This is a genomic window from Bacillus sp. T2.9-1, from assembly GCF_950097965.1.
Taxonomy (GTDB): domain Bacteria; phylum Bacillota; class Bacilli; order Bacillales; family Cytobacillaceae; genus Niallia; species Niallia hominis.
Map to the genome: position 1 here is coordinate 1 of NZ_CATNHG010000127.1, position 16,559 is coordinate 16,559.

General features: G+C 29.4%; 19 protein-coding genes. 18 read left to right on the forward strand and 1 reads right to left on the reverse strand.

Annotation, left to right across the window (positions count from 1 at the left end; all coding sequences use genetic code 11):
* Positions 1–608 precede the first annotated feature (608 nt).
* Entirely contained in the window at positions 609–1,772 is a 1,164-nt protein-coding gene (locus tag QQZ16_RS19035; RefSeq protein ID WP_047944793.1) for a tyrosine-type recombinase/integrase, read from the reverse strand.
* Between the two features lie 284 nt (positions 1,773–2,056).
* On the opposite strand from QQZ16_RS19035, the gene QQZ16_RS19040 reads away from it, so the two are divergent.
* From QQZ16_RS19040 to QQZ16_RS19125, 18 genes are all read left to right on the forward strand, one after another.
* A complete protein-coding gene (locus QQZ16_RS19040; RefSeq protein ID WP_144545643.1) occupies positions 2,057–2,380 on the forward strand; it encodes a hypothetical protein in 324 nt (107 codons plus the stop codon).
* Positions 2,381–2,514: 134 nt separating this feature from the next.
* Entirely contained in the window at positions 2,515–3,495 is a 981-nt protein-coding gene (locus QQZ16_RS19045) for a helix-turn-helix domain-containing protein (RefSeq protein WP_152112334.1), read from the forward strand.
* A gap of 130 nt (positions 3,496–3,625) precedes the next feature.
* Complete coding sequence (locus QQZ16_RS19050) at positions 3,626–5,368, forward strand: dsDNA nuclease domain-containing protein (RefSeq protein ID WP_226793370.1); 1,743 nt, start codon at positions 3,626–3,628, stop codon at positions 5,366–5,368.
* Positions 5,365–5,925: an ABC-three component system middle component 1 gene (locus QQZ16_RS19055; RefSeq protein WP_152112336.1), complete on the forward strand. Its 561-nt coding sequence runs from the start codon at positions 5,365–5,367 to the stop codon at positions 5,923–5,925. Before QQZ16_RS19050 ends, QQZ16_RS19055 begins: the two co-directional genes overlap by 4 nt.
* Entirely contained in the window at positions 5,891–8,587 is a 2,697-nt protein-coding gene (locus QQZ16_RS19060; RefSeq protein WP_152112337.1) for an AAA family ATPase, read from the forward strand. The genes QQZ16_RS19055 and QQZ16_RS19060 overlap by 35 nt, the downstream gene beginning before the upstream one ends.
* 294 nt (positions 8,588–8,881) lie before the next feature.
* A complete protein-coding gene (locus QQZ16_RS19065) occupies positions 8,882–9,463 on the forward strand; it encodes a hypothetical protein (protein ID WP_226793373.1) in 582 nt (193 codons plus the stop codon).
* 212 nt (positions 9,464–9,675) lie between these two features.
* Complete coding sequence (locus QQZ16_RS19070; protein ID WP_047944800.1) at positions 9,676–9,903, forward strand: hypothetical protein; 228 nt, start codon at positions 9,676–9,678, stop codon at positions 9,901–9,903.
* A 54-nt stretch (positions 9,904–9,957) separates the two neighbouring features.
* Positions 9,958–10,257 carry a hypothetical protein gene (locus tag QQZ16_RS19075; RefSeq protein ID WP_144545654.1) on the forward strand — a complete coding sequence of 100 codons (300 nt, stop codon included), beginning with the start codon at positions 9,958–9,960 and terminating at the stop codon, positions 10,255–10,257.
* A 65-nt stretch (positions 10,258–10,322) separates the two neighbouring features.
* Positions 10,323–10,511, forward strand: coding sequence for a hypothetical protein (locus QQZ16_RS19080; protein ID WP_047944802.1), 189 nt, complete (start codon positions 10,323–10,325; stop codon positions 10,509–10,511).
* A gap of 12 nt (positions 10,512–10,523) precedes the next feature.
* A complete protein-coding gene (locus QQZ16_RS19085) occupies positions 10,524–10,697 on the forward strand; it encodes a hypothetical protein (protein ID WP_186325669.1) in 174 nt (57 codons plus the stop codon).
* Between the two features lie 185 nt (positions 10,698–10,882).
* Positions 10,883–11,503: a thermonuclease family protein gene (locus tag QQZ16_RS19090; protein ID WP_144545656.1), complete on the forward strand. Its 621-nt coding sequence runs from the start codon at positions 10,883–10,885 to the stop codon at positions 11,501–11,503.
* Between the two features lie 40 nt (positions 11,504–11,543).
* Complete coding sequence (locus tag QQZ16_RS19095) at positions 11,544–11,717, forward strand: aspartyl-phosphate phosphatase Spo0E family protein (RefSeq protein WP_016204211.1); 174 nt, start codon at positions 11,544–11,546, stop codon at positions 11,715–11,717.
* 30 nt (positions 11,718–11,747) lie between these two features.
* The gene (locus QQZ16_RS19100) at positions 11,748–11,993 is read left to right on the forward strand and encodes a hypothetical protein (RefSeq protein ID WP_144545658.1); all 246 of its coding nucleotides are present in this window, start codon (positions 11,748–11,750) and stop codon (positions 11,991–11,993) included.
* 296 nt (positions 11,994–12,289) lie between these two features.
* Entirely contained in the window at positions 12,290–12,616 is a 327-nt protein-coding gene (locus QQZ16_RS19105; RefSeq protein ID WP_016204213.1) for a DUF4257 domain-containing protein, read from the forward strand.
* A gap of 115 nt (positions 12,617–12,731) precedes the next feature.
* On the forward strand, positions 12,732–12,986 hold the full coding sequence (locus QQZ16_RS19110) for a hypothetical protein (RefSeq protein WP_016204214.1): 255 nt from the start codon (positions 12,732–12,734) through the stop codon (positions 12,984–12,986).
* Between the two features lie 265 nt (positions 12,987–13,251).
* Positions 13,252–13,707 carry a hypothetical protein gene (locus tag QQZ16_RS19115; RefSeq protein ID WP_284561674.1) on the forward strand — a complete coding sequence of 152 codons (456 nt, stop codon included), beginning with the start codon at positions 13,252–13,254 and terminating at the stop codon, positions 13,705–13,707.
* Positions 13,708–14,160: 453 nt separating this feature from the next.
* On the forward strand, positions 14,161–15,759 hold the full coding sequence (locus tag QQZ16_RS19120) for an NlpC/P60 family protein (RefSeq protein ID WP_284561675.1): 1,599 nt from the start codon (positions 14,161–14,163) through the stop codon (positions 15,757–15,759).
* A 19-nt stretch (positions 15,760–15,778) separates the two neighbouring features.
* Positions 15,779–15,982, forward strand: a complete 204-nt coding sequence (locus QQZ16_RS19125) for a DUF2187 family protein (protein ID WP_284561676.1) — start codon at positions 15,779–15,781, stop codon at positions 15,980–15,982.
* Positions 15,983–16,559: the final 577 nt, after the last annotated feature.

A 16,559-nucleotide genomic window follows, 5' to 3' on the forward strand; every position in this document is an offset into this window, starting at 1 on the left:
TTTCTTGGTGAATATAAACTTTAGTCTTCAACAATCAGGCGCTTTAATGAAGTAACTAAAGCCTAATTTTTCACTTATAACACCGAGAAATTAGACTTTTTATATTTTGATTTCCTTAACGTTGTAAATCCGCATTTTCCTGACGCTACCCCTAATAGAACCCTGAAAAGAATAACGAAAGATATAGAAATCGGACAAGTATTTAAAATAGAAAAGGTTAATGGGGATTGGGTCGCATTCACGAAAGACAAAAAAGATGGTCAGAGAAAATGAATTATGGTTTAATAAATTACTAATAGGAGTAGTATTTATGAATGACGTTTGGGACGTATCAATGCTAAAAGGTGTAGCGGATGTGTGAGGTTACCAAATAAACGCAACAAGCGCTACAGAAGCTGTCTTGGTCGCTGAACAATCCTTTTTAGGTAAGGTCATAAGGGAGGCTTTAGCGGAGTACGCTTAAGACTAGATGAAGACAATGAATATAAACTCGTTATAAATGTGATGGTACAATAGACAACAAGGCGGACTGAATAAGGTCTGTTTTTTTTGTTTATCAAAGGGTTGTACGAATATACAACCCTTTTTTTTATATTGTCACCTGTAAATCACAATGAATTAATGATACTTGAATTTTTCCAAGCATGTCCCGCATTGTTTTCTCTTCTTGATTTCTTCTGCAGATAAATAGATGTTGTTTGAATCGATTTGTGCCCCAATGCAATTTTAATTTGATCCAAACTCGCCCCTTGATCAGAACTAATTTGTGCAAAAGCATGTCTTAGTGTATGTGGTGTAATTGGATTTTTCCTTGTTTTGATGAAAGGTAAATCCGCTTCATTAATTTTTTTTGTTAAATAATTAGATAAATACTTATAATTGTATGGTTTCCCTTTGTTCGTCATAAAAATATACGAATTATCACTACCATCTAATATAAAATCTAACCGTCTTGTTCGTCGAAATTTCCGTATTTCTTCTATTATATATGGATGTAAGAGTACCTCTCTTTCATGTCTCCCTTTTCCTAATACATATAACCAGTAATCTCCATCCACATAAGAAATATCCGATATTTTACTATGACATAATTCGTTTATTCTAAGCCCTGTTGTAATTAAGGTTGCTAGTAAACCATGAACAATGGGATGGTCTTTATAATAGTCCAATATCTGCACTACCTCATTTTTTCCTAAATCCCTATCTGGCCGATCAATATCCCGCACATTACTACTCAACATTTTTTCATGCAACGGAACTTCTATATACTTTGTTTTATACAAAAAAGAAAGAAATCCTTTAAGAACTACCATTTTACGACTCAGTGTAGAAACTGCGTATGGCTTCTTCCCCTTCCCTAACGGAGCTGCAGCTAACCACTCTTGAAATTTTCTAATATGTACATGATTGAGTAGTTTAAATACCTGATAGGGATTTTGCTGTGCATTTAAATCTAATCCAATGGAAAAAGCATTTTCTATTATCTGTTTATACATGATAAGTAAATCTCTGCTGTACTCTTTGATGGTGTTCTCCATTTTATTCTTTCGTATATCCATATCTTTCTTTTGGTGTAAAAATAAATACATCATTTCCAAGTCATTTATTTCCTTATTGTTAGATACGTCCTCCATAATGATTAACTCGTCAGGTAAATTTTGAAATAGCGATGGATCTGTTAAAGTTTTTGAAAACGATGCGATGGACGACTGACTTCCAGTAAATTCTAACGAATTTTTGTTCGAATGGAATGAAATTTCCTTTTCTAGCATTTTTTCACCTCTTTTAGCATTTTTTGAAAACAAAGTGATTATATGGTTATATGTGACTCGTTATTAATTTAATTTAGGTATATTTAATATCTACTTCTATATTAGTAGAAAAATACTTTATTTGTCTACTATATATACATATAAATAAAATTAATATTTAAAATACATTTTAATATAAAATAGTATGTATTATATTTTTTTATATAAAATAGATATTAAACCTTTGTTTAATGTTAAGATACATATTATAATCTTATTAATGATAAAAGGAAGAGGTGGATTTTTTGATTAGCGAAAGTTTATACCGAGCATTAGATGAAAGTACTTTTTTTGTAAGTAAATATGAAGTGCAAGTGAAAACTTATTTCTTACAAAAATCCAAATATGGTCTTAGAGTGCAAGTTAGTAGATTTGTAGATAAAAGAGGAAGTTTGAGTCGAGAAAAAGATACAGTGGAGATTAAATTATTGATAGGGGGAGGAGGGGTAGTTATTGATAAAACTTTTAAAAGTATTACATTAGAAAAACCAACAAGAAAAAAGGTAGAAGAATGTATAACAGATTTTTTAGAGAATGCTAGTGAGTATTGTAAACAAAGCAAGAATTAATACATAAATTAGAATTATTCCCCAATTGAATATTGACTATAGTAAATGGTAACATATAAATAGATTATAATATTGAGTTAATATTAAATGATATGTATACACTATTTTAATAATGATTAGTTGGGGAGAATAAAATGGGCCAAGAAGATAAGAAAAAGCAAATTACTACAAAACAGGCTGCAGAATTATTAGGTGTTGCTGAGAATACAGTTTTATCATATTCCAGACAAGGCATATTAACTGCAGTGAATGAAAAAAGTTGGCAAATTGACAATACGAAGTACTTTTATATAGATGATGTAGAAGAGGTAAAAGACAAATTAAAAAAGCCAGGACTTAGCACTGGTGAAGTTGCTGCACAATTAGGTGTATCTACTGTAACGGTATTTAACTATATAAAGGATGGTAAACTTACTGCAGAGAAAGAAGTTTATAGAGGTAGGGAATTATATTTTATTAAACAAACGGAGCTTGAACGTTTTCAAAAAAATTATAAAAATATGAGAAGTAGAAATAATAAAGAGTTTTATTCCAAACCAAATAAACATGGTTGGTTTCAATTGTTTATTCATGAAAGAAGTGAAGAACATGGAAGATTGATGGTTGGGGAAGATGAAGATTACTTTTTATTAACTGCTAGTGGAAATAAGATTCCATATACGAAAATTGAGCAATATGGTTTTAAACCGGTTTATTTAATTGAAAGAGGTTCTATAATTTCCAAAAGGAAATTTGCTAAGTTTGTGTTCCCTTATGAATATAAGGTTAAAACTAATATATACTCTTTCATAGATAAATGTTATGAATATATCACTCCAACAAATATGAAGATGAACATAAATAAACAAACAATCGAGTTAGAAATTAAACCATATTGTTTTCCGTACGATACTTTAGATGAAGAAACGATTAAAACTATTAAGAAGTATATGGTGGAAGGTTCTATAATCTCAACGGTTAAAGGAATTTATATAGATTCTGAATATGAGTTGCTATCTATAGAAATACCTACCCAGGTTAAGGATTCTTTGAAACAGATTGCTTCTGAGGGGAATTTTACTTTAGAAGAGTTGGTTTCTGAAATTCTTTTAGAGTATGTTAACGAAAAACACTAAACTTTTTTATCTGAATAAACTCGTTTTATAGGAAAAAGTAATTTAGACTTTCTGCTAAAATGCAAAAGGATAAGGTGGGTATTAAGCATAGAGCGGAGAGGTTAATTAATAAAATTATTGAAATCTAACATTGAAATTAGAAATTGTCGTATCTTTCGCTATTAATACACTTAAAAAACGAAGGTTTAGAGAAGGAGATTGCATGATAAACACGGTAAGAAATGTTGTAGATGAATATATATTAAAAAGAGATAATATTGGTCCTATTGATCCAGAGAGGGAAGAAATTATTAATCAATATTTTCGAAATAGGAAAGGAGAAGAAATCGCAGAGCATTTAATAAATGCTACTGTTAGTGAAACTGGCGGTTTGACAGCTTTATCGGGATTTTATTATCAATTTTTAGTTACAATTGAATATATTGTAGAGATGTTAGAGGATAAATGGGATTTTGTTATTATGGAATACCATGATGATATTGTAGTAGGTAAAGGCAATAAAGTTCGCTTTGTACAAGTAAAAACTAGTCAGAAAATCAAACTGGAAGTCACGGAGTCTCCTGCTTCAAGTTTATATAGAAGGAGCAATAAAGAAATAAACAAGAAACAATTTCTTCAAGCTAATTCCTGGGTAGATAAATTGTTATTAAATGCAACTCTAACTAAAAAATCTGAAGAATACGAAACAGAATTTCAATTATATTCAAGTTATCATTTTATTCGTACCAAAAATTATAATTTTGATCATTATACAGATAATAAGTTATTTAATAAAGAGGTTTCTTCAGATGATGGTTTGCTCAAAGTATTATCGGAGAAAGTGTTTGACGATAAAGGAACAGAGTTTACTTATTTAAGTTTATGTGGAGAAAGTATAGAGTCACTACTAAAACGTTTTTATTTACATACGGGATCATCTTTGCAAGAAATAGATAAGTTTCAAGATTATTTATGTATGAAACTTAATAGAATTATTTTTAGTGGGTATGGGGAAAATGTATCTATTGCCGTTTCAGATTTAAATTTTATTATAGGGTATTTATTTGAAGAATGTACTGATAAAACTAATATAGAACGATTAATTATTACAAAGGAAAAGATCGTTAATTTATTAGATATCGTTAGAAAGAAAGCACTGTCCCAAGCCAGTTTAATAGTAAACCAGCATGAAGGCATTACTATTATTAATAGAGTTATAGATGAATTATTAAATAGCGTTAAAGACTTTAGAAATTCAGAAATCGTTAATAGTTTAATTTATGAATATAAGAAGTATTTAGAGTGTTGGATATTAAATGAGGGTGGAGATATAAAAAAATTATTTGAACGTCTATTTGATGGCACTAATAAAACCTCAATTTATTCAAGATTAAGCACTAATATGAAAGAAAATAGTTTATTGGAGTTATTTACTCTAATAATAATGCTCACAGTGAGTAAAAATAAAAAGACAAGATTCGATGGAAACGAATCATTGGTAGCGAAAAAATTTGAAGATATAGATGAAATTTTTGCATTTTTAAGATTAGAAGTTGCAAAAAAGAAACCCGAAGTTATTGAAAGATTAAACGGTATTATAAAAAATGCAAGTTTAAAAGAGCAGCTTTATCTAATGGGAATAGATTTAAATATCATTATACAAAATTATAATGATAGAAAGTTTGACAAAATTGAACCTCTCAAGATATACGTTAAGGAATCAATAGATATTGAAGAGTTGGAAGATAACCAAAAACTAAATGAGGTTCCAATCATAGCTAAATTATTACCCGGAAATATTATGAAAGCTGATTTTTATGATGCTTTGGAAGAAGATGATATAGAAAAGTATTTAGTGGAAAGGTTAGAAGAGTTAGAGGAGGGTGTTCTTTGAATAATTTTAATTTAGTACATAATAGACTAATTCAAAAGAATTTTAAAGCATTAGAAAATGAAGAAGTGGAGAAGCTAGGCTTTTCCCTATATGGAAATGAAACAATTAGAGTTTTTCTTAAGCGATTACACATGGAATTAGAACATGAAAATATAAATATCTATTCCAATCAAATAAGAATACTGCTATTAGAGCAAAGTGAAAATATTTATAATAGTTATTTTATCCTTTGTACAGATGAAGAAATAAACTATGAACAGTTTTTCATGATAGAACGTAATAATATAGCGTTAAGAAAGTATGTTGTTAGGGATGAAAATGATTTAAATCGAATTCCATTTTTGGATAATACAGTCGATAAAAAAGGAGGTAATTCAGAAAATTTAAGGGAAACTGAATATAATGAGGAAGTGAAAGTGTTATTTTCTCTTTTAAAACAATATGATAGTGAAAATATTAAATTGAAAGATTATCAAGTTGGGGAAATAGTAAATACTTTAATGCAAGGGATGGAAATTGATTATGAACATTCAAAAGTTGATAATAAAGAATTTTAAAAACTATATGGGAGAGGTCGTATTTGATTTATCCAAGGAAGTTATACTTCTATACGGTGCCAATGGATTTGGTAAAAGTTCTTTCTTTGATGCTATTGAATGGTGTTTAACAGGAAAAATAAATAGATTTGATGGTTCAGAAAATGAGCTGAAATACGATATTGTTAATAAAAGAATTCATATTGAAGAGAGCTTTGAAGTAGCAGTTACTTTAGAATTCGATGGGAATACTTTAATTAGATACTTTAATGTAACAAATGGTAACGTTGGAAATTTGCAAGTGAGAATTATATCAAAAGATGACAATGTTCATATTGGTCAAGAACAAATAGAAAATTTCTTAAAAATGCACACTGCGAATTCTATTACATATGAACGAGGGGGTTTTAGTCAATTATTAAAGCAAGCTTATATTCTATCTCAAGATCAAGTGACAGATTTTATTACAAGTGAAGATTCGAAAGAACGGTATAAAGCTTTAGCTAATATAATGGGTTTAAAATCAATGCTTCTCGAATTTGATAATTTTAAAAGAGTATTAAAAGGTTTAGAAAAAAATAAAGATAATTTATCTGACCAAATTAGTGAGTTAGATAAGGCTATAATAAACAAGAAAGAAACAATGCACTATTTTGAAAGAGAGAAATTAGACGAATTATCGAGTACGTATGGAATTTTATTATCGGATGGCAATACAAAAATCAATGTGGAAAATGAAATAGCTAAAAGACTAAATACTAAAAACCATTTAGAGAAATACATAGAATTTTACAGTAAAATAGAAGATGGGCAAAGAAATAGTAGCCTTAATGAATTGAAGAATCTTTTGAATGATTATGAATCTAGAGAAGAACTTCTTTTAGGTAAAAAGAAAAAAGCAGAACTTCTATTAGAACGTTTAAGCGATAAAATACTGAGTTTGTCAAATTTAGAAGAGAATTTAGAAAAAGTTAACGGATTAAAAGGTGAACTTAATGGTCTACAGATTTTATTGAAAGAGTTAAATGTTGAAGAAAGTAATATCGATGAATTAAATGAAAAGCTTGAATTACTAAGAAGTGAGCAATTAAAGATAGAATACAATTTAGCAGCTGTAAAATTTAAAAGTATAAATATTCCTCTGATTGAAAATGCAAAAAAATCTATTGATTTTATAATGGAAAAATTAGAACGATTAAGTAGTCGATTTCAAAAAAATAATAGTGTATCGGAGAAAATAGAGAGAATTATTGAGGAGAATAAAGATCAAGTTCTAGCTAAATTAATATCAGGCATTAGAGATGTTCAAGTATACACGAATAAATATGATTTAAATTATTGTCCTGTTTGTTCTTCACAAACAAATAATTTAAATAGTGATATAGCTCAAAATTTAAATGATTATTTGAATCAACTTAATGATGAAAGTAGTTATTATGAGAAATCTATAAGCTTATCAAAACATCTTGAAAATAGAAAGAAGAAATTAAAAGAAGAAATTAGAAGGCTAAAAAGAAATCAAGAGGAAAATGAAACTAAAATAAAAAACTTTGATAATGAAATAGCTAATTATAAATCATCAGATTTATTTGATGAAATGTTATTTTCAGAAAAACAATCTATTCTAGAAGAGCATTTAGCAAAAAATTCACTAGAAATAAATCAAAGAAAAGAAGCAATTGAAGTAATTTTAAAAATAGAAAAAGTATCAAGTGATATATCAGGTTATGAAAAAACCTCTAAAGTTACTAATAAAATAAAGTCTGCTAAAGACCTGAAAAAAAGTGTTGATAAGAATACTGCGAGAAAATATTTTGTGAATGCGAAATATAAAAATAATATTTCTTTACTTAAAGAAATAAAGAATAATATTTCAAGCGTAAATTTAATTATTCTCAATCTACAAAGTTTATTGAATGAGAATCAATATAATCAAAGGTTTATAGAAATATTTGATTTTGCTTTAGAATCAATACAAAAAATTGACATTGAGATTGATGAAATAAATTTTATTAAAGATTTGTTAGTGAAACAGGAAATTAATAATAATGTTCTAAAACAAATCTCTAATATCCAAAAAAATAAAAATGATTTAAACTCTAAAATGGGCAAATTGAATTCTTATATAGGTTTATTAGAAAAATATAAGCAAGAAAAACGAAGTTTGATAGGAGATGGGATTTCGGATTTTCTTAATCGAGGCAATTCTACCGTGCAAAGATATTTTAGATATTTAGATCCGATTCCAAGTGATTGTGATTTAGTATTTGAAGGAAGCGAAGAGCAAATAAATATAAAAGTAGCGTATAATAAAGAATTACGTGATAAGCCTGGTGGAAAAAGTAATGCTAAAAATATTTTAAGTTCAGGGCAATTAAATGTATTAGCCATATCTATATTTTTAGCAATTAATAAAGAACAACAAATACATTCACTAAATTTTGTAGGTATAGATGATCCAATCCAAAATATGGATGATATTAATCAATACACTATGTGTGACGTTTTAAATAATATAGAAAAGCAACTCATAGTTTCTACACATGATTTTAATTTCTTAAAATTATTTATAAAGAAAAATGAGCATAGAAAAAATGATATAATTATCTATAATTTAAAAAGTCCTTACATTAGTTCTGACAAATTAGAAATGATTAAATTTGATTCTCATAGATCAATTTGAACAAACTTTTTGTTTATTGCAAAATAAAAGTGCAGAGCTTTGCATAGGTAAAATGCAGGGTCCTGCACTTTATTTTATAAGTGCATAAAAAAAGACTTGCCCGTCACCCCAAGTCCCTCTACTGTAATGGTGTCGAATCATTTACAAGTGGAGGAATATGAAAGGATGCTAGCAATGTCTGGTACTCATTGTATCAAAAACTTGAGAAACAACAAGGGTTTATCTATATCTAAGATCTAAAAAACACTTGGTATTAACTGGAGAACAGCTAAGAAGTATGGGGATGGTGAACAATTGCCTCAATCTAAAATAAAGCAGAAGAAAGGAATGATGACTGAAGGTAACTGGGTCGAGATGGTTTCCGATTGCCTCTTTGAGGACAGTAAGTTAAAGAAAAAGTCACGTCATACGAAGAAAGCAATTTTTGAAGAACTTCAAAGTCATAGATTTCAAGGTTCTTACAGAACTGTTTGCTATTTTGTATCTGATTGGGAAAATAGCCATAATGATCACCAAGATAAAGGCCATGATCGTTTAGAACACCCTCCTAGTGAAGCACAGGTAGATTTCGGAATAATGGAAGCAGTAAAAGACGGAGAATTCGTTGATATACATGCCCTTGTGATGTCTTACCCATGCAGCAATGCAGCTTTCGTTGTACCATTACCATCAGAAAACCAAGAGTGTTTTCTTCAAGGGCTTAAATTGCTGTTTCACCAAGCAAAAGGCGTTCCTAAGAATATAAGAATTGATAATTTAACGCCTGCCGTAAAGAAGATAAGGTCAAAGTTTGAAGCTACAAAGGAACAACTAGATAAGATAATAAAAGAGTTCTGTGTAAACTCCCACCAATATAAGAAATTAAGTGGTAAATAATCAGTAATTATTGCTTTTTTCAAAATAATCAACTAGAATTTATATATACATTTTTTTGTAATTTTTATTTTTAGCTATCTTTATGATAAGCATATTCTAATAGACACGAAGCCTTTGGGCCTTTGATTTTTACTTAACAATATTTTTGTTAGGTTAATAAAAGGACCAAAGGCTTTTTTGTGTTTATCACAGAAAGGAGCGGCATGTAATTAATGAAGGGGAAATATTTAGGAAAAGCAGATAGTGCTAACTTAGTTCCTGGAATGAGTTATTACTTATTTGAAAATGGTAAGGATTATTTTTATGTTTCTCGTTTTAACAATAAGAAGGCTCATTTTGGTTGCTACGAAAAAACACCTTTTGAAATTAATGAGGAAACAAGGGAGAAAAGTGAGGTTACATTTAAAGTAAGCAGTTCAGGACAGATTTCATTTTTCTAAAAGAGATCAGTTGGCATTTATCATTGGTTTTTAAATAAAAAGGGAGGCAAAAGAATGGAAACTTTAATAAATACTGTAGAACAGGTGAACTTTAAAGTTGAAACTTCATGTTTTAAAACTTATGAATTTTCCACGCATAATGGATTATATGTTGAAGAGGCACAATCGGAGTTTAGTTCATTTCGTTTAATGATCTATAAAAATGAAGAAGCGGCTATATTTGTTGCAAATGAGTTTGATTATGATATTAGCGAAGAGGTTTCTTATTTATTTGATATCGAAAAGATTAAAAATATTTGTGAAAACCAAAAGGATGTACCAGATTTCTCTGATGATTACTATAAAGAAAATTAAAAATTCTGATATTTTTTTGAAATCATATTAGTAATAATTGGTACAGGTTAAATGGAGGAACTGAGATGTATTACGATCGTGAAATACATATAAGAGTGGAAAGAGAGAGAAAAAGAATAATCGAATTCCTGAAAGAAAAGGGGATCACACGAAATAAAGATGATGAAAAAATAGATGATTTAACACTTTTGTCATTAACTTTAATGGAAAATGAATTACTAGCAGATATAAATACCAAAAAAGTATCTATATAGGAGGATTATTTAATGATTAGTTATACTGAAGAAGAAAAAGAAGTTGTGACTAAATTAGTTATGGAGTTAGCAAGAATAGATAATAAGAAAAGAAGAAAAGATTTAGTTTGGTGGTATTCCATGGCCAGTGGAATCAATAATAATGAAAAAACTAAGAAAATCATGGAGGATATAGAAGCAATTTAGCTTTGCCTTTTCTGAAAGGAGAGTTTAGTTTTTTTTGGGTTGAATTTTTCTATTTTTATCCTTATTATAAATATATAGGAAATTAGAAGAGTGAATATAATATATTGAGAAATGGGAGCACCCCAATTACTAAGTAAAGTCTTAGTATATTGGAGTGCTCTCTTTTTTGGAAATGAGGGGTTTAGATGAAAAAGATTATTTCCACTTTATTTATTTTATTTTTATTAAGTGGATGTTCAACAGATAGCCTAGTTACTTACCAGTCTAAAGAGAACTACAAGACTGATAATCAGGTAGAAAAGGAGATTTCGTTTAAGAAGTACTTTAATGATGTCAATCGTTCTAGTGAAAAGGCAGCTGATATTAAAACAGAAAAACACAAAGCTATAGTAAAAAAAGTGATAGATGCTGACACTTTAGTTTTGGAAGCAGATAAGTATACCGCTTTGAGGTTAATCGGAATAAATGGACCTGAAATTACAAAAGGGAAGAATGAGCCATTTGGACAAGAAGGTAAGGAATATCTGGCTAACCTTATAGAAGGAAAGGAAATTACCTATCAATTGGATCCTAATGCTGATGAAAAGGATAAGTACGGAAGAATTTTGGCGCATGTCTTTTTAGATCAAATTAGTATTCAGTCATATTTATTAAAAGAGGGATATGTTAAATTAGCTTACTTATTTGATGAATATGAATTTATTGATGTCTATAAGGATGCAGAAAATATAGCAAAAGAAAAACAATTAAATATTTGGAGCATCCCTGGTTATGCAGATACTGACTTAAATGGTTTTGTTAAGTAATACAAAGATATTCTAAAACAATAAAATTGGAGGAATACTCATGTATAAACTAAGAGATCAAATAGAGCGGGTAAGAGAAGAAATGTTAAAAATTGCATTCTCAGAGGGATTTAATTCTCCCGAAGCAATAAAGAAGAGTAAAGAGTTAGATGAATTAATACTAAGATATCAGCAAATGAACCAAAATGAATCGGTAGAAGTTAGAATTTGTTAAGAGGGTAAGAATAGTTTAGGAGGGGACATAATGATAGATTGGAGAGAAGAAGACGTTAATAGATTCTTTAGCTATCATAAAACAATTACTTATTATGGTGATGAAATACCTAAGTATCTGGTTCTAGAAAATCCAGATGGGGACGGTTGGATAATTGGTATGTTTTATCCATTTATAGGAGGAGAGTACGTTCCATTAGAAGAAGCGGGAGACGTACGACTATTATTTTCTACATTAAAGTCAGCAAAAAATTATGTGGATTTTAATTTATGGTGAGAAGTGATCAAATAATAAAAATTCTTAGACTTGAAAATTTATATCTAGTAAAAAGGGATAGGTTTACTATCTCTTTTTAAATTGTGTAGTGTTATAAGAAAGAAAATCGTATAATAAATGTATAACCATTTTTTCTTTTTTCTTTTTTGGCAATCCTATTTAGGATTAGCGTCTTAACTAATAAACACGCAGCCTTTGGGCTAATAGGCATAATACATGTAACGCATGTATTTATTGTCTATTGCCTCAAAGGCTTTTTTGTGTTTGCGCAAATTTTTCAAGAGAGGTGAATAGGCATGTTAAATAAAATAATTTTGGCTGGTTGTATTGGATTTGGTATGGGAGTTTTAACTCACGCAAAGAGGTATGGGACAATAAAAAAACCGAGGAATAATAAACTTACATTCTATCCGGGTTTCTTATTGGATGGTTGTTTTGGAGCTGTTGGAGCTATTGTTACGATTTTATTCAGTGATCCAAATGGAACGGAACGAGTAATTTTAACATCAATCTTAGGTGGATATGTAGGTGAAAATGCAATTATTAAAGTTGAAGAATCACTTCAATCAAAGAAGGAAAGCAGAATAGAGGAAATAAACAGAAAGATAAATCAGGATCTGTAGTGTTTATTTTTTCAACATGATTTCGATATGTTATAATATTTATAACAATAATCGTAGTATAGTGCAGAAGAGCATAGAATATAGTCGAGGTAAGATAGACGAGAGGAGAGAAATCATGAAACTGAATGATATCCTAACGGAAGAAGAAAAAAAACAAGTTAATGATTTAATGGTAGAGTTAGACGATTGTATTACTGAACGCCAAATGGATAAGATAACTAAGGCTATAGAAGAGATTTTTAATGAAGCTAAAAAAAGATATTATGAATCAATAGGTTCAAATAAAGAGCAAGCCGCTTCATTACAGGAAGATAGAAGGATATTTCATAGAAGATCCCCTAAGCGATTAAGAAAAGTATCATCTTACTGAACAGAGAAGAGATTAATAATCTCTTCTTTTTGTTTTGTTTTTGATAAGTACATAAGCACGATTCTTATGAAAATAAGAAAATAAAAGTGCTTATAGGATAAAGGAACATTAAATTAATGAAAATTAATAACAACTAGACTTTTCGTTATATGGTTGCTATAATTTACCTATATAAATAACGAAGAGGGAATCCCCCTAGATGAAGACATATAAACTGTATGTCTTATTCTAGGGGGATTTTTTTGTTGAAAGGAGAAAAAACGTCATGGAAAGAGAAAGAAAACTAAAAGAAGGCACTTACTGTACGAATGTTTTATTAAGATGGTTAACAACAGATTTATTATTAACTAATAAACGGTTTAAAGGGTATAATCGTAATACCGTTTTAGGATTAATACCATTAGGGAAAAATGAGGTAACGATGTCCTTAAAGAACATCGCTAGTGTTTCAACATCAACAAAATTTTATATAAAGAGATTTTTATTTGGTCTATTTTTTACTTTGATATTAGGACTTCCTTCTCTTGTAACTGGAGATTTTTTCATAGGATTATTACTTATTCTTATTGGTATTATTCCTTTGTTTAATAGTTATACCTGTTCTTTAAATGTATCAAATAATGGAGGGGCAGCTTTACCTATTGAGATTTCGATATTGGAAAGAGGGAATCTACAAGACTTTGCAAATGCGATTAATGATACAATAGCTGAAATAGAATAGGAGGCTTTGAAATAAATGTCTCTATCTTCAGAATTGTTAAATCTGACTTTATTCAATTCCCTACTGATTATACAGATATGGTAATTAGATATGAATTAGGTAAATATGAATACATTGAAATTCCACTTATAAAGAAAAAAATGAAGAGTAAGGAATTAGCATAATTAATTATTGAAAAAAGTAGTCGAGAAGAGAAAAAAACTCTTGTTGAGATGATATACCGTAATCAAAAGAGAAATAGCTCGACAAAAGGATTTTTTGGGGTACTAGCAGTCGCTTTATCAACCAGAGAATAGTGTTTAGAGAGAAAGTAAATTAATTGAACATGTTGAATTTCTTAGTTTTATAAGATAATATAAAACTAATTGAAAATTCAAATGGGATAACCCCAAGATTCATAGAGAGACAGTCACCTCTATGTATTCTTGGGGTTATTTTTTTTGGAGGGATAAAATGAGTAGTAAAGTTAAAAGTATTACTTTCCTTTCCGCTATTGGGTTATTATCCATCGGATTGATAAATGGACCAATCCATGTTGCTGCAAATGAGAGTGAAAAAGAAATAACAACAATTGATTCGATTGATGAATATAAAAAGAATTTAAAAGAACAAATTGTAAAGATGGATAAAGCAATAAATTTAACCCAAAATGAATTAGTTTTACAAAAAAGGCGACTGAATCATTTAAATACTGCTATCGACTTAAATAAAAAGCAGGTTAAAAAAGTTAAAGATGAACTGGATGCGAAAGAAAATGAATATCAGGAAAGAAAGAAAAGCTCAGTGAATGAACTACCCTTTTTTTCGGATAATTTGTTCATGGTAAACGAAGGTTTTCTTATAAAGAAGAAAGTACAAACCTTTAATTTGGTAGAGGATTTGAACAGAGATTTTACGTATTTAATGGAAAAACAAACATTACTCAACGAATTTAGAGATTTGAACGAACAATTGCTCGAACAACAGGAAGCTTCCAGTAAGTTAATAGATGCAATGAAGGAAAAAGAGGATACTTATAAAGAAGAAAAAGAAAAATTAGAATTAAAAAACAGTACTTTATCAAAGGATAAAGAGATGATTGAAGCAGCAATTGCTAATGAAAATGCGAGAGTAAACGGAGAACGATTTGAAAGTGATTTTTACCAAAAAAGCATTACATCATCTAAAGAGGTACCAGAAGAATATATGCAATATTATCTTTATGGTGAACAGACATATAACATACCATGGTATTACTTAGCAGCTATACATGCTGTAGAAACCTCTTTTTCTACTCATGCTACCATGGAGTCTTCTGTTGGAGCTATAGGTCCTATGCAATTTATGCCTTCTACATGGGCAGGATCTAAGTACGATATTGGTGGTGGATTAGTTGCTGAAGATATAGATATCACTGATTTAGAAACCATAAAAAGAGGTAATGGGTTTGGAATAGATGCTAATAATGATGGAAAAGCAGACCCATGGAATCCAGCAGATAGCATTGCGAGCGTAGCGTATTACTTAGCCTCTCATGGATTTGAAAATAACAAAGAGAAGGCTATATGGGCATTTAATCATGCGGAATGGTATGTTGATAGAGTTATAAAGTTGGCAGAGAGCTTTAAATTCCAAAAAGACATATCTAAAACCGAACTAAACATTAATAAAAGTAGTGGTATTGATGTTACAACAGTAGGTTATAAGTGGATAAATAATTCTTATTACGTATTTGGAGGAGGAAGAAACAAAGAGGATATAAAAAGAGGGTATTTTGATTGTTCTAGTTTTGTTCATTGGGCATTTGAACAAGTTGGAGTAACGTTATGCAGTAGAACCGGAGTGACAACAGACACCCTTAAAGGTATGGGGAATGCGGTTAGTTATGAAGCTGCTAAACCAGGAGATCTTGTATTTTTTGATACATATAAAAAAGATGGCCATGTAGGGATTTATTTAGGAGAAGGGAAGTTCATTGGAGCCCAAAGCTCTACTGGAGTTGCTATTGCTGATATGTCTAATGGCTATTGGAGTCAAAAATTTAATGGAAGAGTAAAGCGGATAAGTTATTGAAAATATGGAGGATAAACCAATGAAATATTCAATAAGTAAAGCAGCCGTAAATGATCATATATCCTTTTCAAGGGGGAAAAGGGAGGTTTTTGGAATCGTCACCAGTGTGAAAGAAAACTCAGTAATTGTTGAGTTATCATCTGAAGATGCAAAATATTTTCAATATGAAAGTAATCTTACTGTTGTAAACCATAAAAACTATTTAATAATAATAAACTCTTGAACTATTTTTATTGAAAAAAATATTATCTTATAAATTTCTTTGTATTGAATTAATTAATGGGAAGAACCCAAAATTTGCTTCAAATATTATTTTATTGAGCCTATTTTGGGTTCTTTTTTTTGGGGAAGGAGGCAAGAGAAATATATTCTTTTTATCGTATGCAACGGTATATATTTATTAATTAATAAAGAATCTTTCTTTCGTGTTTGTATGTATGCAGAGAGTAAATAACCTTTTTGAACAATTGCAGTATATTCAATATCATCAAAGAAGAATAGCAAACGTTATATAAAAAAAGATTTTAAAAAAGAATGGATGGGAAAAACATTGAGTTTACTTCCATTTATTAGTATGGAGCATGATATAATATACTTATTTTTAAGAAGGTGAAAAAATTCTTGTAAAGGGTATTAAATATCCTACCCATAAGTTAAAAGTAATAATGAAAATAGGTACTGTCAATATTTTTGTGTAAATGACTTTTCAACTTCTCAAGGTAGATGATCACCTTCGTATTCAAATAGATTTGTTCGAAGTGTTGATTTGGGTGTCTAGGAAAGGGCTAGCCCTTTCCTAG